14 protein-coding genes are annotated in these 18,972 nt (G+C 63.3%); 3 read left to right on the forward strand and 11 right to left on the reverse strand.

Features of this window, described 5'->3' with window-relative positions:
* Positions 1-2: 2 nt before the first annotated feature.
* The 8 genes from L6637_RS07885 to L6637_RS07920 form a co-directional block, all read right to left on the reverse strand.
* Entirely contained in the window at positions 3-386 is a 384-nt protein-coding gene (locus L6637_RS07885; RefSeq protein WP_128952734.1) for a DUF1236 domain-containing protein, read from the reverse strand.
* A 111-nt stretch (positions 387-497) separates the two neighbouring features.
* Entirely contained in the window at positions 498-1,385 is an 888-nt protein-coding gene (locus L6637_RS07890; RefSeq protein ID WP_237859216.1) for a 2-hydroxy-3-oxopropionate reductase, read from the reverse strand.
* A 12-nt stretch (positions 1,386-1,397) separates the two neighbouring features.
* Complete coding sequence (hyi, locus tag L6637_RS07895) at positions 1,398-2,183, reverse strand: hydroxypyruvate isomerase (RefSeq protein WP_237859217.1); 786 nt, start codon at positions 2,181-2,183, stop codon at positions 1,398-1,400.
* An 11-nt stretch (positions 2,184-2,194) separates the two neighbouring features.
* Positions 2,195-3,985 (reverse strand): glyoxylate carboligase, encoded by a 1,791-nt coding sequence (gene gcl, locus L6637_RS07900; RefSeq protein WP_237869875.1) that lies wholly within the window; start codon positions 3,983-3,985, stop codon positions 2,195-2,197.
* A 152-nt stretch (positions 3,986-4,137) separates the two neighbouring features.
* A complete protein-coding gene (locus L6637_RS07905) occupies positions 4,138-5,940 on the reverse strand; it encodes an adenine deaminase C-terminal domain-containing protein (RefSeq protein WP_237869877.1) in 1,803 nt (600 codons plus the stop codon).
* Positions 5,941-6,025: 85 nt separating this feature from the next.
* On the reverse strand, positions 6,026-6,826 hold the full coding sequence (locus tag L6637_RS07910; RefSeq protein ID WP_237859220.1) for an NYN domain-containing protein: 801 nt from the start codon (positions 6,824-6,826) through the stop codon (positions 6,026-6,028).
* Positions 6,827-6,933: 107 nt separating this feature from the next.
* Positions 6,934-7,782 (reverse strand): IclR family transcriptional regulator, encoded by an 849-nt coding sequence (locus L6637_RS07915; RefSeq protein ID WP_237869879.1) that lies wholly within the window; start codon positions 7,780-7,782, stop codon positions 6,934-6,936.
* Positions 7,783-7,976: 194 nt separating this feature from the next.
* Positions 7,977-10,106 carry an acetate--CoA ligase family protein gene (locus tag L6637_RS07920; RefSeq protein WP_237869881.1) on the reverse strand — a complete coding sequence of 710 codons (2,130 nt, stop codon included), beginning with the start codon at positions 10,104-10,106 and terminating at the stop codon, positions 7,977-7,979.
* 344 nt (positions 10,107-10,450) lie between these two features.
* Here L6637_RS07920 and L6637_RS07925 point away from each other — a divergent pair, with 344 nt between their 5' ends.
* The 3 genes from L6637_RS07925 to frc all read left to right on the forward strand — a co-directional run bounded on the left by L6637_RS07925 (position 10,451) and on the right by frc (position 14,287).
* Positions 10,451-11,146 (forward strand): GntR family transcriptional regulator, encoded by a 696-nt coding sequence (locus L6637_RS07925; RefSeq protein ID WP_164933761.1) that lies wholly within the window; start codon positions 10,451-10,453, stop codon positions 11,144-11,146.
* Positions 11,147-11,209: 63 nt separating this feature from the next.
* Positions 11,210-12,943, forward strand: a complete 1,734-nt coding sequence (oxc, locus tag L6637_RS07930; RefSeq protein ID WP_237869883.1) for an oxalyl-CoA decarboxylase — start codon at positions 11,210-11,212, stop codon at positions 12,941-12,943.
* 66 nt (positions 12,944-13,009) lie between these two features.
* Positions 13,010-14,287, forward strand: a complete 1,278-nt coding sequence (gene frc, locus L6637_RS07935) for a formyl-CoA transferase (protein ID WP_237869885.1) — start codon at positions 13,010-13,012, stop codon at positions 14,285-14,287.
* 278 nt (positions 14,288-14,565) lie between these two features.
* Here the strand turns inward: frc and L6637_RS07940 are convergent, their stop codons facing one another.
* From L6637_RS07940 to L6637_RS07950, 3 genes are read right to left on the reverse strand one after another with little or no spacing between them, the layout of a single operon-like run.
* Entirely contained in the window at positions 14,566-16,971 is a 2,406-nt protein-coding gene (locus tag L6637_RS07940; RefSeq protein ID WP_237869887.1) for a tetratricopeptide repeat protein, read from the reverse strand.
* A gap of 33 nt (positions 16,972-17,004) precedes the next feature.
* Positions 17,005-17,436 (reverse strand): DUF2721 domain-containing protein, encoded by a 432-nt coding sequence (locus L6637_RS07945; protein WP_237870033.1) that lies wholly within the window; start codon positions 17,434-17,436, stop codon positions 17,005-17,007.
* Positions 17,437-17,491: 55 nt separating this feature from the next.
* Complete coding sequence (locus L6637_RS07950) at positions 17,492-18,865, reverse strand: DUF1254 domain-containing protein (RefSeq protein ID WP_377802688.1); 1,374 nt, start codon at positions 18,863-18,865, stop codon at positions 17,492-17,494.
* Positions 18,866-18,972 lie beyond the last annotated feature (107 nt).

Genomic DNA, 18,972 nt, shown 5'->3' on the forward strand with positions numbered 1-18,972 from the left:
GATCAGTCGATGATCTTGATCACCCGGCGTGTGCGCGGCTCGACGATCACCCGGCGATCATTCACCACGGCGTAGCGATACTGGGTGTAATTCGGTACCGGACGCAGCACAACGGTCGGGGGTAGCGGCTCACCTACCACGACGCGCTCCTGGACCACGACAGAATCATCGCGCGGGATGCCGCCGAGGATCGCATTCGGAATTTCGAGGCCAGCGCCGACGGCCGCACCCACGGTACCGCCAACCATCGCGCCGATTGGGCCGCCGACTTCGCCGCCCGTGCGTGCGCCGTTCCTGGCGCCTTCTTCGGTCGTCGACTGAGCAAAGGCTGCACTCGACGCCAGCAGCGACGCAGCAGCCAACGAGATCACAAGACGGGTCTTCATATCCACGCTCTCCAGTGTTGTTGTGCGCCATCAACCGCGGGGCCGGAGCATTGTTCCGGTTCCCGCGCGATGAAACCCACATCAACACCGCGACTGTTACCGCGTAACAATTCAGGCTGCGGCGATCTCGTGACCCGCCATCAGTTCCAGCGCTCGTACCATGGCCGAATGATCCCAGCCCTTGCCGCCATGTGCGGTACAGGACGAAAACAATTGCTGCGCGACCGCCGTGCTCGGCAGTGAGAGGCCGAGAGCGCGCGCGCCTTCGAGCGCAAGGTTCAGATCCTTCTGGTGCAGTTCGATTCGGAAGCCCGGATCGAAATTGCGCTTCACCATGCGCTCGCCATGCACTTCGAGAATCCGCGACGAGGCAAAGCCGCCCATCAGCGCCTTGCGCACCAGCGCTGGATCGGCACCGGCCTTGGAAGCGAACAGCAGCGCTTCGCTCACCGCCTCGATCGTCAATGCCACGATGATCTGGTTGGCGACCTTGGTCGTCTGGCCGTCGCCATTGGCGCCGACATGCGTGACGTTCTTGCCCATCTTGTCGAAGATCGGCTTCATGGTGCCAAAGGCGCGTTCGGGCCCGCCGACCATGATGGTGAGGCTCGCCGCCTTGGCGCCGACCTCTCCGCCCGACACCGGCGCGTCAAGATAATCCGCGCCGAGCGCCTCGATCTTCTTCGCGAACTCCTTGGTCGCCAGCGGCGAAATCGAGCTCATGTCGACGACGATCTGGCCCTTGGAAATGCCGCTCGCGACACCGTCCTTGCCGAACAGCACCGCCTCCACATGCGGGGTATCAGGCACCATGATGATGACGACATCCGCCTCCTCCGCGACCTCCTTGGCCGATTTGCAAGGGACGCCGCCAGCCGCGATCAGCTCCGGCCCGACTGGCGCGACGTCATGCAGGAATACGCGATGGCCCGCGGCCAAGAGATGGCCGGCCATTGGCCGCCCCATAGTGCCAAGTCCGATGAAGCCGATGTCGATCATGTCTTGATATCCTCAGGTCTCAAATGTCTGCGCGGCGTGCCACGACAGGCCTTCCAGCGTCGTGGTGCGCGGCTTGTATTCGCAGCCGATCCAACCGCGATAGCCGATCGCGTCGAGATGGCGGAACAGGAAGGGGTAGTTGATTTCCCCAGTGCCGGGCTCGTGTCGGCCGGGATTGTCGGCGAGCTGGATGTGGGCGATCTCAGGCAGATATTCCTGCATGGTGCGGGCGAGATCGCCCTCCATGATCTGCATGTGATAGATGTCGTACTGGACGAACAGATTGTTCGACCGCACCTCGGAGATGAGCTGGATCGCCTGCTCGGTGCCATTGAGGAAGAAGCCGGGGATGTCGAGCGTGTTGATCGGCTCGACCAGCAGCTTGATGTTCTCGCGGGCCAGCGTCGAGGCGGCAAAGCGGAGATTGCCGACCAGGGTCTCCTGCAGCTCACGCGGATCGGCGTCGACAGGCGCAATGCCGACGAGGCAATTGAGCTGCTCGCAATCGAGCGCCTTGGCATAGTCAATGGCACGGAACACGCCATCGCGGAATTCGGAGGTGCGATCGGGCATGATCGCGATGCCGCGCTCGCCGGCGGCCCAATTGCCGGCGGGCAGATTGTGCAGCACCTGGCTCAGTCCGTGAGCCTCCAGCTGTTCGCGGAGCTGCGCCTTGTCGAAGTCGTAGGGAAAGAGATACTCGACCCCGGCAAAGCCTGCCGCCTTCGCCGCGGCGAAGCGGTCGATGAACGGCATCTCGTTGAAGAGCATGGTGAGGTTAGCCGCGAATTTCGGCATGTTACTGTCCCCTATTCTGCCGGCTGCAAAACGCCGGGCCGCGTAACCCCGACCTCATCGAGCGGCAAGTCCAGCACTTCCTCGAACTCGACGATGTTGTCGATCTCGGTGCCCATCGCAATGTTGGTGACGCGTTCGAGGATGAACTCGACCACCACGGGCACGCGATGCTTCTTCATCAATTCGCGCGCGGTCGCGAACGCGGCCTGCGTGTCCTTGGGATCGGTGACCCGGATCGCCTTGCAGCCGAGGCCTTCGGCGACCGCGACATGGTCGACACCGTAGACGCCGATCTCCGGCGCGTTGATGTTCTCGAACGAGAGCTGGACATGATAATCCATCTCGAAGCCGCGCTGGGCCTGGCGGATCAGGCCGAGATAGGAATTGTTCACGACGACGTGGATATAGGGCAGATTGAACTGCGCCCCGACCGCGAGCTCCTCGATCAGGAACTGGAAATCGTAGTCGCCGGAGAGCGCGACGATGTCACGATCCGGGCACGCCGCGCGCACGCCGAGCGCTGCCGGCAAGGTCCAGCCGAGCGGCCCCGCCTGCCCCGCATTGATCCAGTTGCGCGGCTTGTAGACACCGAGGAACTGTGCGCCGGCGATCTGCGACAGGCCGATCACGGTGACATAGGTGGTGTCGCGGCCGAACGCCTTGTTCATCTCCTCGTAGACGCGCTGCGGCTTGATCGGGACGTTGTCGAAATGGCTCTTGCGCAGCATGGTCTTCTTGCGATCGCGGCAGGCCGCGGGCCACGCCTGGCGCTCGCGGAGCCTGCCGGAGCGTCGCCACTCCCTGGCGACGGAAACGAAGAGTTCGAGCGCGGCCTTCGCGTCCGAAACGATGCCGAGATCGGGGTTGAAGACGCGGCCGATCTGGGTCGGCTCGATATCGACATGCACGAAGGTGCGGCCCTTGGTGTAGGTCTCGACCGAGCCGGTGTGCCTGTTGGCCCAGCGATTGCCGATGCCGAGCACGAAATCGGACTCCAGCAGCGTGGCGTTGCCATAGCGATGGCTGGTCTGGAGGCCGACCATGCCAGCCATCAGCACGTGATCGTCGGGGATCGCGCCCCATCCCATCAACGTCGGCACGACCGGGACATTCGCGATCTCGGCGAATTCGACCAGCAGGTCCGAAGCGTCGGCATTGATGATGCCCCCGCCCGCGACGATCAGCGGCCGCTCGGCGGCGTTGAGCATCTCCAGTGCTTTCTCGACCTGCTTGCGCGTGGCGGTGGGCTTGTAGACCGGCAGCGGCTCATAAGTTTCGTCGTCGAACTCGATCTCGGCGAGCTGCACGTCGAGCGGCATGTCGATCAGCACCGGCCCCGGCCGGCCCGAGCGCATCACATGAAAGGCCTGGCTGAACACACGCGGCACCAGTGCCGGCTCGCGCACGGTCACTGCCCATTTCGTCACCGGCTTTGCGATCGACTCGATGTCGACGGCCTGAAAGTCTTCCTTGTAGAGCCGCGCGCGTGGCGCCTGTCCGGTGATGCAGAGGATCGGAATGGAATCGGCGATCGCCGAATAGAGCCCCGTGATCATGTCGGTGCCGGCCGGCCCCGAGGTGCCGATGCAGACGCCGATATTGCCGGCCTGGGCCCGCGTATAGCCCTCAGCCATGTGCGAGGCACCCTCGACATGCCGCGCCAGGATGTGGCGGATAGAGCCGCGCTTCTTCAGCGCCGAGTAAAGCGGATTGATTGCAGCCCCGGGAACACCGAAGGCGGTCGAGATGCCCTCCTTCTCCAGGATTCGCACGGCTGCATCGACGGCTCGCATCTTCGCCATATCGGACCTCGCTCAAGTTGCGTCAGCGAGCGAGATCATCGGACGCGCGGGATGCGATCTCAACGAGATCGATTATATTTTCCACGATGCGGCAGCCGCTGGAAAAACACGGCGGTCTCAATCGGTTAGATCGAGCCATGCGTGAAAGCTGCTTACTCGAACAGCGGCGCCAGCTCCATCTGCGGCACCAGCACGAGGCCCTTGTCGGTGATGCGAATTTCCGGAATGACCGATAGCGGAATCAGATTGAAGCCCATGTAGGGAATGGTGCAGCCGGCCCCGGCCCATTCCTTCTTCAACACCTTGACCTCTTCAGCCACTTCGATAACGCGCTTGTCGGATAACAGTCCCGCGATGGGCAGCGGCACCAGCGCCCGCACCTCGCCGTCGGCGACGACGCAGACGCCGCCCTGCTTTTCCTCGATCGCTGATATCGCCACCTGCATATCGGCCTCATTGGTTCCGGCGACGATGAGGTTGTGGCTGTCATGGCCGACGCTGGAGGCGACCGCGCCGCGCTTCAAGCCGAAATCCTTCAGCAGGCCGTAAGCGACGTTGCCGGCCGACTTGCCGTGGCGCTCGACCACGGTGACGAAGCACATGCCGTAGCGCGCGAACAATTCTGGCCAGTCCTTGGCGGGCTCGATCGCGACCTTCTCATGGATCAGCGTAATGCCCGGCAGCGCGGTCTTGATGGCGTTGACGGTGCAGGCCTTCGCCGGCAGCTCCGGCGTCAGCCTGATTTTCCTCGGCAGCTTCACGGTCGCGTAGGCCGCCTTCGGATATTGATAGCGCTGCGATAGCGCCTGATCGAGACGCGGCGTGATCTTGCGGTTCTCGACCACGAGTTCGCCGCCATACCAGGTCGATTGCGGCGTGAGATTGTCATCCATCAGCACGAGATCGGCGCGGCGGCCGCCGCCGAGCCCGCCGATATCTCCCTCCATGCCGAAGCGGGTGGCGCCGTGCAGCGAACCCATCGACCAGGCCTGCTCCGGCGACATCCCCGCCTTCACCGCCTCGCGCACCACCCAGTCGAGGCCGAACAGCAGAAGGTCGTCGGCGTCGCGGTCGTCGGTGCAGACGGCGGTGCGCTTGTGCGAGGCCCCGAGTTCGGTGATCGTGCGGATCGCCTGCGGCAGCGAATGCCAGGGCGTTGTCGGCGGCCCGCCGCGCAGGAAGATCCAGACGCCTGCATCGAGCAGATCGTCGGCGATGTCGCGGTCGATCGCCTCATGCGTATCGGTGACGCCCGACGCCGCGTAGGCCGCGACGAATTCGCGGCCATAAACATGGCCGGACACCGGTCGTCCGCGCTTCAGGGCCGCCGCCAGGATCGCGTGGCTGCGCTCGTCGCCCATCGTGACAGGCACGAAATCCATCTTCTCGCCGAGCGCGACCGCTTCAGGCCAGCGGTCGAACAGGCCGGCGATCTTGTCGGGCGTGAGGTCTCCCCCGGCGGTCTCCAGCTCCGCCGAAGTCGCCGGCACCGTGCTCGGCACCGTCAAGAAGATCGACAGCGGCGCCTCGCGCGCGTCCTCCAGCATCGCCTCGACGCCGGCGACGTCCATGACATTGCCGATCTCGTGGCTGTCGCAGAATATCGTGGTGGTGCCGTTCAGCAAAGCGGCCTCGGCATAGGCACAGGCCGTCACCATCGAGGACTCGATGTGGATGTGCGGATCGACCAGCCCCGGCGCGATGATGCCGCCGGCGGCGTCATACTGCGGCACGTCGCTCCACATCCTTTTCGCCGTGCCCGATGGCTTCACCGCGGCGATCCGACCGCCGGTGATCCAGACCTCGCGTCCCGGATGGATCCGCTCCGAATAGGTCGAGAGCACCCGCGCGCCTGAGATGACCAGGTCGGGCGCGAGCCGCCCGGAGGCGACACCGGCGAGACGGCGTGTCATTGCGTGCAGCGGCGCAACGGCAAATCGGGTGAGTTTGGACATCGGGGCTCTCGCGTAACGTTACGGCCCAGCGATGGTTACGCCCTGCGAAACGCCGGGCAAGCCCAAATATAACGGCACGCCCTGCTTACGCCTTAGGCGGCGAGCCGCCTGCCGTCCGCGACCTTGCGGCTCTGCGCGGGTTCCGCGTTCTCGGCGGTGTTGCGGCAGCGGGCTTGACCCGAATCCGCATCGACCGGCCTTTCGGCTCATCGATTTCGAACGAATTCGTCTTTCGCACAAGGTCGCTCAGCTTGCGGAAGCCAAAGGTCCTCGGATCGAAATCGGAGGCCAGGTTTGCGAGCTGCCGGCCAACTTCCCCAAGGGTGACCCAGCCGTCTTCGCTCTCCATCTGGGTGATGACCTTCTTAATAATGGGCGCAGCCGCATCAGGGGGCTGGAGCGGCGTGGATTTCGAGGCGGCATCCTGGGAGTTCGCCGCGCCAGCAAGCAGGTTCTCCGTGTAGACGAACCTCCGGCAGGCCTGCCTGAAGCTTTCCGGCGTCTTCTGTTCGCCGAACCCAAAAACATCGACGCCCTGCTCCCGGATGCGGGCGGCAAGCCGGGTGAAGTCGCTGTCGGACGACACCAGGCAAAAGCCATCGAACCGGCCGCTGTGAAGCAGGTCCATCGCGTCAATGACCAGGGTTATGTCCGACGCATTCTTTCCCGTCGTATAGGCGAATTGCTGCTGCGGTATGATGGCGTGCTTCGACAGGATGTCGGCCCAGCCTCTGGATCGCGCATTGGAGAAGTCGCCATAGATGCGGCGAACGCTGGCCTCGCCGATCTTGGCAATCTCCGCGAACAGTCCATCCGCGATCTTTGCGGAAGCATTGTCGGCATCGATCAGGACAGCGAGACGGGGCGAACGGAGCTCGGAAGGCATGACATTCCCCAAAAGGACGCGACAACGGTGGATTGGTATACCGATGTCGAGGCCCCCGCCGCCAGAGCTGATTTCCTTCAACGGGCACGGTGGACCACCAACCCAGCTTAGGCCGGTTTCACCACCGGGGTGACACCCCCGAGCGCAACCGTCAGTTCCGCCGCGACTTCGCGTACGACGCGTCCGATCTCGGGCAGGCGAGCGTCGCTGACGCGGCTGGTCAGGCCGGATACCGAGATCGCGGCGAGCGGCTCCGCAAGCGCGTTGTAGACTACGGCCGCGACGCAGCGCAGCCCCATCTCGGCCTCTTCGTCATCCACCGCGTAACCTTGCTTACGGATCGTTGCCAGCTCCTTGAAAAGATCGCTCGGCCGTACGATGGACTTTTCCGTGAGTCTCGGCATGCCGTGATGACGGATGACGGCGCCGACGTCATCGTCGGAATAAGTCGCAAGGACCGCCTTGCCGACGCCTGACGTCACCATCGGAACGCGACCGCCGACCTTGGTCAGCGAGCGCATGATCTCGCGGCTTTCCATGCGGGTCAGCACGATGATGAATTCGTCGTCGACCACGGCAAGGTTGGCGGTCTCGCGGGTGAGATCGCGCAGCTTGCGCAAATAGGGAATTGCCTGCGCCGTGAAATTGCGGCGCCGCGCAAAGCTCGCGCCGACGGTGAAGCTGCGGACGCCGACATGCCATTTGGATTCGGCGCGGTCGAACTGCACAAAGCGGCGGCTCTCGAGCGTCGCCAGCAAGCGGTGCACGGTCGAGGCCGACAGCCCGGTGCGGACCGCGAGATCGCTGAGACGATAGCCTTCGTCGTCCTCAGCCAGTGTTTCGAGTATCGACAGCGCGCGGTCGACAGACTGCACGCCGCCGTCACGCGCGTCGGGCTCGGCCTCCGATGGAGAGCGAGGCTCGAGCGATTTGCGCCGGATCACGTTCTTGCTCATCGCGACCTGACCGTTCTCCCTCGCCCCGCTTGCGGGGAGAGGATCGGGGTGAGGGGGAGCTTCCACGGGGACGGTGACAAAGAAACTCGCGGAGATTCCCCCTCACCCGAATTGCTTCGCAATTCGACCTCTCCCCGCGTACGGGAGAGGCGAACAACCATCCGCTCCGGATCATGCCGAAGCGGCATCTCGTCTCAGAGCAGCCCTGCGCCGCGCGCCCACTTGTACTTGGCGCCGAGCACCTCGACCGGCAGTTCGGTCGAGTAAGCATAGGCCGGGATGCCGTTCTGGTAGAGATATTCGGCGGCTTCCTCGACTTCGACGTCGCCGGCGAGGGAGGCGACGATCGGCTTCACAAAGCCCTTCGCCTCCATCTCCTTCTTCACCTCAACCATATTGCGGGCGAACACCATCGGCGGCGTGACGATGGTATGCCAGTAGCCGAGGATCAGCGAGTGGATGCGCTCATCCGACAGGCCGAGCTTCACCGTGTTGACGTAGGTGATCGGCGGCTCGCCGCCGGTGATATCCACAGGATTTCCGGCCGCGCCAAACGGCGGGATGAACTTGCGGAAGGCCGCGTCCAGATCCGGCGGCATCGACATCAGCGACAGGCCGTTGTCGACGCAGGAGTCCGACAGCAGGACGCCCGAGCCGCCCGCACCGGTGATGATCAGCACGTTCTCGCCCTTCGGCGTTGGCAGCACCGGCACGCCGCGAGCGAATTCGAGCAGCTGCCGCAGGCTGCGGGCGCGGATCACGCCGGACTGCGCCAGCACGTCCTCATAGATCTTGTCGTTGCCGGCGAGCGCGCCGGTGTGCGACGAGGCCGCCTTGGCGCCGGCCGAGGTGCGGCCGGCCTTGAGCACGACGACAGGCTTCTTCTTGGAAACGCGCTTGGCGGCTTCCGCGAAGGCGCGGCCGTCCTTGAGGTCTTCACAGTGCTGCGCGATCAAGTTGGTGTTCGGATCCTGCTCGAAGAAGGCGAGCAGATCGTCCTCGTCGATGTCGGACTTGTTGCCGAGACCAACGATCGCGGAGACGCCCATCTTGGCCGAACGCGAGAAGCCGATGATGGCCATGCCGATGCCGCCCGACTGCGACGACAGCGCTGCGTGGCCTTTCACGTCGTAGGCCGTGCAGAAGGTCGCGCAGAGGTTCGCAGGCGTATAATAGAAGCCGTAGATGTTCGGCCCCATCAGGCGAATGTCGTACTTCTTACCGACCTCGACGATCTCGGCTTGAAGCTCCGGCGCGCCTGCTTCAGCGAAGCCCGACGGGATCAGCACCGCACCGGGGATCTTCTTCTCACCGCATTCGGTGAGCGCCGCGGCCACGAATTTCGCGGGAATCGCGAACACAGCCGTGTCGATCACGCCAGGCACGTCCTTGACGCTCTTATAAGCCTTGTAGCCAAGGATCTCTGAGGCCTTGGGGTGGATCGGATAGATCTCTCCCTTGTAGCCGCCGTTGATGAGGTTCTTCATCACGGAGTTGCCGATCTTGCCATCCTCGGCTGAAGCGCCGACTACGGCGACGGCCTTCGGCTGCATGATGCGGCTCATCGCCGCAACAATCTCTTCGGTCGGGCGCGGCTTCGGCTTGGGCTTGTAAGCGAAGTCGACGACGATGCGCACGTCAGCCGCAATCGCGTCCTTGGCGGTGGCGAAGACAGGGTTGAGGTCGAGCTCGACGATTTCAGGGAAATCGGTGACGAGCTGCGAGACCTTGACGATGACGCCGGCCAGAGCGGTGCGATTCACCGGCTCGCCGCCGCGCACGCCCTTCAGAATCTCGTGCGCCTGGATGCCGTCGAGCATCGACAGCGCGTCTTCCTTGGTCGCCGGAGCGAGGCGGAAGGTGATGTCCTTCAAGACCTCGACCAGCACGCCGCCGAGGCCGAAGGCGACCAGCTTGCCGAACGAGCCGTCGGTGATCGAGCCGACGATGACCTCAGTGCCTCCGGCCAGCATCTGCTGCACCTGGATGCCCTCGATCTTGACATCGGCCTTGTACTTCTTGGCGTTGCCGAGAATGGTCTCATAGGCCTTCTCGGCATCCTCCGCCGTCTTGACGCCGACAATGACCCCGCCGGCCTCGGTCTTGTGGAGAATGTCCGGCGAGACGATCTTCATCACGACAGGGAAGCCCATCGACGACGCCATCTTGCCGGCCTCGCCGGCCGACTTCGCCACGCCCTCTTTCGGCACCGGAATGCCGTAGGCGTCGCAGACCACCTTACCTTCGGGGGCGGTCAGGCTGGTGCGTTTGTCGGCCTTGACCTGGTCAAGGACCTTGCGGACGACGTCTTTGGAATTGGACATGAGCTTCTCCCTTGACCTTCAGTTCTTGCTTTGCAAAGCGCGCATATGCGGCTGCCCGTGATACTTGCCATCGCCGCGCTCTGTTCCACCTAGCGGAACGGAGCGGCGAAAGGCCTTGATTACTCCGCCAGCTTGGATCAAAAATGGCTAGCGATGGCATTTGGTATGCCAGAAGCCAACTTGTCAAGCCAGAGCAGGACCGATAACGCCGTAAAAAATAGCCAGCTTGACATTCTGGCATGTGGTATGCCAAAAACTTTCCAGTAAATATTCCTGTAAAAGACGACTCCCATCAGAGGAGAATCGTCGTGTCACTGCGGAAACCAACCAAGGCGTTGCCGAACATGGCCGAGGCAGACATCGCAATCGTTCGTATTGCCCCGGAGAGCAGCTTCAAGAACAAGGCGTATGACGCCTTGAAGGAAGCCATCCTCAAGATGGACATCTATTCGACGCCCGAGCCCGTCATGCTGGACGAGCGCGCATTGTCCGAACGTCTGGGCGTCAGCCGCACGCCGATCCGCGAAGCGATCGCGATGCTCGAGCAGGACGGTTTCGTGAAGACCGTGCCGCGCCGCGGCATCATGGTGGTGCGCCGGACCAAGAGCGAGATCGTCGACATGATCCGCGCCTGGGCGGCGCTGGAGAGCATGGCGGCCCGCCTCATCACCACCACCGCGCGCAAGAAAGACATCACGGCGCTGCGCGACTATTTCAAGGATTTCGGCAAGGACCGCTTGCCCGAGGATCACGTCGAGGAATATTCGAAGGCCAACATCGCCTTCCACCAGGCGTTGATCTCGCTGTCGGAATCCCCCGTGCTGGTCGATCTCACCAACGACCTTCTGCTGCACGTGCGCGGCTATCGCCAGCTGACGATCGGGCGCAAGGACCGCACTGCGACCTCCCTGCCCGAGCATCTCGGCATGATCGAAGCACTGGAAGCGCGCGACACCGAGCTCGCCGAGAAGCGCGCCCGCGACCACACCCTTGGCCTCGCCGCTTACGTCGAAGCGCACGGCCAGGAACTCTTCACCTAGCAACATTCACCAGAAGGGCGAACCATTCGCCCCACCTACCTTGAGACCAGGGAGACAAGGCCCATGCTGAACACCGCGACCAAGTCCGAAGCACCGGGCACCGAGCAGGAACTGACGGATGGCTTCCATCTCGTCATCGACGCGCTCAAGCTGAACGGCATCAACACCATCTATAATGTGCCGGGCATCCCGATCACGGATTTGGGCCGCATGGCGCAGGCCGCCGGCATTCGCGTGATCTCCTTCCGCCACGAGCAGAACGCCGGTTACGCCGCAGGCATCGCCGGCTATCTCACCAAGAAGCCCGGCGTCTGCCTCACCGTCTCCGCGCCCGGCTTCCTCAATGGTCTCACCGCGCTCGCCCACGCCACCACCAACTGCTATCCGATGATCCTGGTCTCGGGCTCCTCCGAGCGCGAGATCGTCGACCTGCAGCAGGGCGACTACGAGGAAATGGACCAGCTCGCGATCGCGAAGCCGTTGTGCAAGGCGGCCTATCGCGTGCTGCACGCCCAGGACATCGGCATCGGCTTTGCCCGCGCCATCCGCGCTGCGGTCTCGGGCCGTCCGGGCGGCGTCTATCTCGACCTGCCGGCCAAGCTGTTCGGCCAGGTGATGAACGCCGAGGCCGGCCAGAAGTCGCTGGTCAAGGTGATCGATGCGGCGCCCGCGCAGATCCCTTCGCCCGCGTCGGTCAAGCGCGCGCTCGACGTGCTCAAGAGCGCCAAGCGTCCGCTCATCATCCTCGGCAAGGGCGCGGCCTATGCGCAGGCCGATGAAGAGATCAAGAGCTTCGTCGAGAAGAGCGGCATGCCGTTCCTCCCCATGAGCATGGCCAAGGGCCTGCTGCCCGACACGCATCCGCAATGCGCCGGCGCGGCTCGCTCGACCGTGCTGAAGGACTCCGACGTCGTCATGCTGATCGGCGCGCGGCTGAACTGGCTGCTCTCGCATGGCAAGGGCAAGAGCTGGGGCGAGGCGCCGAAGAAGTTCATCCAGGTCGATATCGAGCCGAAGGAAATGGACTCCAACGTCGAGATCGTCGCGCCTGTCGTCGGCGACATCGGCTCGGTCGTCTCCGCCTTCAACCAGGCGATGGGAACGGGCTGGACCGCGCCGCCGGCCGAATGGACCAAGGCCATCGTGGCCAAGCGCGACGAGAACGTCGCCAAGATGGCGCCGAAGCTGATGAACAACAAGTCGCCGATGGACTATCACGGCGCGCTCGGCGTGCTGAAGAACGTGATCAAGGATCACCCCGAGGCGATCCTCGTCAACGAAGGCGCCAACACGCTCGACCTCGCCCGCGGCGTCATCGACATGTACCGCCCGCGCAAGCGTCTCGACGTCGGCACCTGGGGCGTAATGGGCATCGGCATGGGCCAGGCGATCGCCGCTGCGCTCGAGACCGGCCATCCCGTGCTGGCAGTGGAAGGCGACTCGGCCTTCGGCTTCTCCGGCATGGAGGTCGAGACCATCTGCCGCTACAACCTTCCGATCTGCGTCGTCATCTTCAACAATGACGGCATCTATCGCGGCACCGACGTCAACAGCGTCAACGCCGATCCGGCGACGACCGTGTTCGTCAAGGGCGCGCGCTACGACAAGATGATGGAGGCCTTCGGCGGCGTCGGCGTGAATGCGACCTCGCCGGACGAGCTCAAGCGCGCCGTCAACGAGGCCATGGCATCCCGTAAGCCGACGCTGATCAACGCGGTGATCGATCCGGCCGCGGGCTCGGAGAGCGGCCGCATCGGCAACCTCAATCCGCAGAGCGTTCTGCAGAAGAAGAAGTAAGTCCACCCCCTCAACCCTTATTCCCTGTGGTTCGCAGGGGCAGACACAGAGTACGGAGCATAGACGATGACCAAAGCGCTCGAGGGCGTTCGCATTCTCGACTTCACCCACGTCCAGTCAGGACCGACCTGCACGCAGCTGCTGGCATGGTTCGGCGCCGACGTGATCAAGGTGGAACGCCCGGGCGTGGGTGACATCACCCGCGGCCAGCTGCAGGACATCCCGAACGTGGACAGCCTGTATTTCACCATGCTCAACCACAACAAGCGTTCGATCACGCTCGACACCAAGAACCCGAAGGGCAAGGAAGTCCTGACCGAGCTGATCAAGAAATGCGACGTGCTGGTCGAGAATTTCGGCCCTGGCGTGCTCGACCGCATGGGCTTCCCCTGGGAGAAGATCCAGGCGATCAACCCGAAGATGATCGTCGCGTCGATCAAGGGCTTTGGCCCGGGACCTTACGAAGACTGCAAGGTCTATGAGAACGTCGCGCAGTGCACCGGCGGCGCCGCTTCCACCACCGGCTTCCGCGATGGTCTGCCGCTCGTCACCGGTGCGCAGATCGGCGACAGCGGCACCGGCCTGCATCTGGCGCTCGGCATCGTCACCGCGCTCTATCAGCGCACGCATTCGGGCAAGGGCCAGCGCGTCACCGCCGCGATGCAGGACGGCGTGCTCAACCTCGCCCGCGTCAAGCTGCGCGACCAGCAGCGCCTCGCCCACGGCCCGCTCAAGGAATACAGCCAGTTCGGCGAAGGCATTCCGTTCGGCGATGCCGTGCCGCGCGCCGGCAACGACTCGGGCGGCGGCCAGCCCGGCCGCATCCTGAAGTGCAAGGGTTTTGAGACCGATCCCAACGCCTACATCTACTTCATCACCCAGGCCCCGGTCTGGGAGAAGATCTGCGACGTGATCGGCGAGCCGACATGGAAGACCGATCCGAACTACGCCAAGCCGGCGGCCCGCCTGCCGCGCCTGAACGAGATCTTCGGCCGCATCGAGCAGTGGACGATGACCAAGACGAAGTTCGAGGCGATGGAAATCCTCAATAAGGACGACATCCCCTGCGGCCCGATCCTGTCGATGAAGGAGATCGCCGAGGACCAGTCGCTGCGCGCGACCGGCACCGTGGTCGAGGTCGATCATCCCACCCGCGGCAAGTACATCTCGGTCGGCAACCCGATCAAGCTGTCGGATAGCCCGAGCGACGTCACCCGCTCGCCGCTGCTCGGCGAGCACACCGACGAGATCCTGCGCGCCGTGCTCGGCTTCTCGGACCATCAGGTCGCCGAGATCCACAAGTCAGGCGCGCTCGACCCGCCGCAGAAGCAGGCCGCCGAGTAAACGGCATTCCTTCGACCAAGACGAAAGGGCCGCCCATCGAGGCGGCCCTTTTGCGTCAGCAAGACCGTGCGGCTGCGAGCACAAGCCAAAAACCAAAAACAACCCCATGCACAGTAGCCTGCCTCGTTGGCCGAGGAGCAAATTTCGTATTTAGCGAATTTTTGTTGAAGCGTCGGGCAAAACAGGCGTAGTATGTCATTATCGCGCCGTCCATCGGCAGTGACGCCTGCAGTCGGCTCGACATTCCCGCAGGCGTGGATACCCAGGGCTCCTGTCTGCTATCGTTTCAACTCCTTGACAAGATCGGCCAGACGCGAATCGTCCGGCATGAGCTTCGATAGTCGCTCGGCATAAGCGAGCGCGGCCACGACGTCTCCCTTCTCGCGGCTGAGGTTCAGCGCAGCGGACAACAACTCCGGACTATTGGGGTGCGCACGCAAACTTTCCTTCAGCACCGCAAGCGCGTCGTCGCGCCGGCCATTCGCGTTTAGCCCGACGGCATAGACGTAGGCGTAGTGCGCCTGACCCGGCGCCAGCGACGCGGCCTGACGCAGTTCATCGAGCGCACCCTCGTTGCGCTGCTTGCGTACGAGCGCCAGACCAAGTGCATGGTGAAGAGATGCATCCTGCGCCGACGTGGCGAGAGCCTCGCGCAAGACCTGCTCGCAATCGCTTTCGCGTCCAAGTTGCCGATAGAGGTCAGACAGGTTGACGGCGGCGGCTGTGAACGAGGGATCCAGCCGAAGCGCAGCACGATATTCGATCTCCGCCTCGCTGGCATTGGCTTGACGGGCAAAGAAGCCCCCGAGTGCGGTACGGGCGTCAGGCCTGTCTGCGTTCAGCCTCTGTGCAGCCACGAACTCGGCCGCGGCCCACGCGAACTTATCGCGATCGGCTGCTGGTTGCTGTGCTGATGGCACCGCGGCAAGAAGATCGGCCGCGCGAATGCGCACGCCGCGCACGGGATCGCTGAGCCGCAGGGAGGCGAGCGACCAGAGCTGTTCGGGCGCTACCCCTTCCAGCCCGTCGAGCGCACCAAGTCTCACAAGCGGATCGGGATCGGATAGCGCACGCCGGATCAGGTCGAAATCCGGTACCGGAAGCTCGGCGAGTGCGCTGGCGCGGACGATGCCGGGAGCGTCGCCCGATCCGGCGATTGCGGCGAGCAGCGCCTGAGCATCGGCGGCTTCGCTCCAGACGGCATGAAAGGCCGACGCCCAGGTCTGGTGGCCGCGCCCCTCCATGCCGAACCAGGTTTCGACTTGCCGGGCCGCCCACATCGCAGACTTGCCGCGGTGACACTCGTTGCATGCATTCGGTGTGCCGATCTGCACGGAGAGATCGGGACGCGGAATGCGGAAGCCGTGATCGTGGCGGCGATCGACGACCATGTAGCGCCGCTCCGGCATATGGCAGGACGGACAGCCGGGCGGTGGCGAGACGTCGGCGTGGTGTCGATGCGCAGTCGATTGATACTTCTCGGGTGCATGGCACTGCGCACAGACGCCATCCCCGGGGGCCTTCAGAGTCGCGCTGTGCGGGTCGTGGCAGTCGCTGCAGGTCACGCCTTTGGCGAACATCCTGCTCTGCTTGAAGGGCGCGTAATTGTATGTCTCCTCGTCATCGCGCATCTGGCCGTCGGCATGAAAATGCTGGCGATCGAGCAGCGCGACCTGGTGGGTTTCCGAGAGCGGCCGTCCTGGCGTCCAGTCTTCCGAAAGTTGACCGCGACGAGCATGACAGCGCCCGCAGGTCTCGACCTCCTTCCGCAGCGCCGCTGGCGGCGCACTGCGTGTCGGCGTCATTGTTCCAGCCAAGGCCGACCAGGTGATGCCCGTGCGCTCGTCAAAGGCGACAAGCAGGCCGTCGTCAACGCCGCGCGACGCCGGCTTTCCGCGCGCCCAGGCGACATGACGCGAGCCGGCACCATGGCACGCCTCGCAGCCGACGCTGATCTCGGAGAATGTGGTGGCGAACGTATCCTTGCCGGCATCGTAGCCCTTGAGTACGCCGGTCGAGTGGCACTCGGCGCACATGAAATTCCAGTTCTGGTTCAGCTTCGTCCAGTGCAGCGGATCGTCATGCGTAATGGCGCCGTCCGGATAGAGGTGAAACCAGCGCTGACCGCCCTGCTCCTTCGGCCGCGTGTCCCAGGCGATGGACAGGGCCTGGACGCGACCGTCGGGAAATTCGATCAGGTACTGCTGCAGCGGATCGATACCGAAAGTGTATTTCACCTCGAAAGTCGCGAGCTTGCCGTCCGGGCCGTCTGTCTCGACCAAAAATCTCCCGTCCTGCCGGAAGAAGCGCGAGCGCGTGCCCGCATATTCAAAGGCCGCGTCGTTGAAGTCGCCACGGACGGACGTGTCGTTCGCGTGATCCATGGCGTGACGATGTTGCGAGCTTTGCCACAGCCGCGTCTCCGCCTGGTGGCAGCCGCTGCACGCCTGGCTGCCGACAAAGCTCAGCCCTGCCTCGCGGGTCGGCTGAGAGGTGCCGGACGTCTTGAACCAGGACAGCCCGCTTGCCAGCAGAAAAAATAGCGCGCCGGCGCCGATTGCCAGCAGCGCGGCAGTTCGCCATCGGAAAGTTGGCGCGGGGCGTTGAGCAGGAGCCGAACGGTCTTGTTCGGGCCGGGCCTGGGCCTCCTGACGCCTGCGGCTCTTCCGAGAACCTTTCGTCACGTCCAACCACCCCACGCACTGCCCCCGGAAGACTTACACGCGCAGATCGTTGTCGTGAAGCGCAATTCGGGTTTCGCGGGCGAGGTCGATGAGAGAGGCGCAGAACGTCAGCAGCGCGGCCATGAACAGCAGTGCGACGCCATATTCATGGGCGACATTGAACAGCGCACTGATGAAGGCAACGATGATGATGAGCGCCGTGAGGATCGCAGAGAGGATGGAGCAGAACAGCGATCTGTTCAAGAGCAACGCCCGGTGTCGCAGCCGGGGAATATCCGCCTTGAGGTAAGCCTTTGAGGCATCATCATCGGTGATGTCGTGAAGCAACCGAGCCCGGTCGACGACCCGGTTGATGCGGGAAATCAGGACCGAGATGAAGGACGCGACGGCACCCAGCAGGAAAGCCGGGGCCGCCACGTTGCCGATGATCCGTGCCAGTTGGTCGATTGAAGGCGCTACCGGCACCAACTGGATTACGTTCTCCATCGTCGCTCGATTCTCCCGGTGGCCCGAATGAAAACTAAACGGTCCGCTGCATCGGAGGCTGCTTCCACGTCCCTTCGAGCGCCTCAGCTTTCGGCCAGTAGAGACGCATAACGACAAAGAAGCCCCCTTTGGGTGCGGGTAGCCAATTGGGCTGCTTGTCTGCTGCCGGAGCCTCGTTTTGGATATAGAAAGTAATTCCGCCGTCCCCGTCGCGCTTGAACTCTGACAGCATCGGCGAATTGAGCAAATAGCGGTTAATCGGATTGGCCGTGAGCAGGCTCGACGGCAGTTCGTACATGGTCAGCGACCAGAAGGCATTCACCGGTGGCAACTGGCCCGGTGCAAAGCGGACGGTGTAACGGTTCGCCCCGTCGAATTTCTTGCCGTCCGCATCTACAAGATACATCGGATACATCGCTTCCTGCTTGGAGTTGCCGTAGATTCCGAAAACGGCAGCGGCCATGCGGTAGAGATAATTGTTCTTCAAATATGCGCGGGTGCCGAAAGTATCCCCGCTGGTCACTTCCCCGGCATCCATTCGCTTCTGCAATTGGGCCAATGCCTGCCAGGCATCGGCCATACCCTGTTCAATGGCAGTTTTCAGTTCGGGCGTGAGATTGCCGGCGTTGAAGGTCTTGCCAGCACCAACGCCAATCTTGGCGAACCGCGCCATCAGCTCCTTCTCGGAGGGGTTCGTCGTACAGAACTGCAAGAGGAAGTTGACGATGTTGAAAAACTCAAGCGAGGTCTTTTCGGTCTCGGGCGTCAGCGGTTTGATGAAATCAATCGCCGGCGCGGCCTTCGGCGCTGGCGCGCCAAGGAAAGCCGAAAGCGTCTGCACCCTGTAGCCGGCTTGCACCTTCTTCACGTTGTCAATGTCAGCGGGGTTGAAAAGTTGCGTGCGGTACGCGGCCAGCGCAATTTCGGTCTCGGCACGTATCACCTTCGTCACACCGTTCGGGGGTGAGCCGTTCCAATGAGGTCCAGCGATGAGGAAGCTGCCGCCGTTGTTGCCGGTGCTGCGACTACCGATGTAGTCGAAGTTGAACGTGTAGGCGTCAATGAGCTGAATGCTGAAATACCGTTCCTTTTCGATGACCGGAACGGTCAGCACGATGGGCTCTGTACGCAAGTCCATACCGAGAAACGAGTAGGGAGTGTCCGAATTCGGCGTTTGGACCGCCTTGTCTTCCGGCGTGAAGACGCGCGAGAAGTTGCGAAGCTGGTTCCATGGCGCCTTATATTCGGGGCCATTCGCATCGACGAAATAGGCATATTGAATGCGGTAGCTGTCCACCATTGGGAAGCCGTAGATATAGGCTTCCTTGGCAATTGCGCCGGCTTCGGTGGGACTGACGGCGGTCTGCGCGCGCGCAAGCGCCGGACGGAACGACGGGAGCAGGGCCATCCCGCAGGCAAAAGCTCTCCGTGTTATGGATTTCATCGTCGCAATTCTCCTGTCCGAAAAGCCAGGATGGCCGCAGCGTGAACGGCCGGGATGACCTCGACCGACGC

Origin of the sequence: Bradyrhizobium zhengyangense, from assembly GCF_022012435.1 — a bacterium.
Lineage (GTDB): Bacteria > Pseudomonadota > Alphaproteobacteria > Rhizobiales > Xanthobacteraceae > Bradyrhizobium > Bradyrhizobium zhengyangense.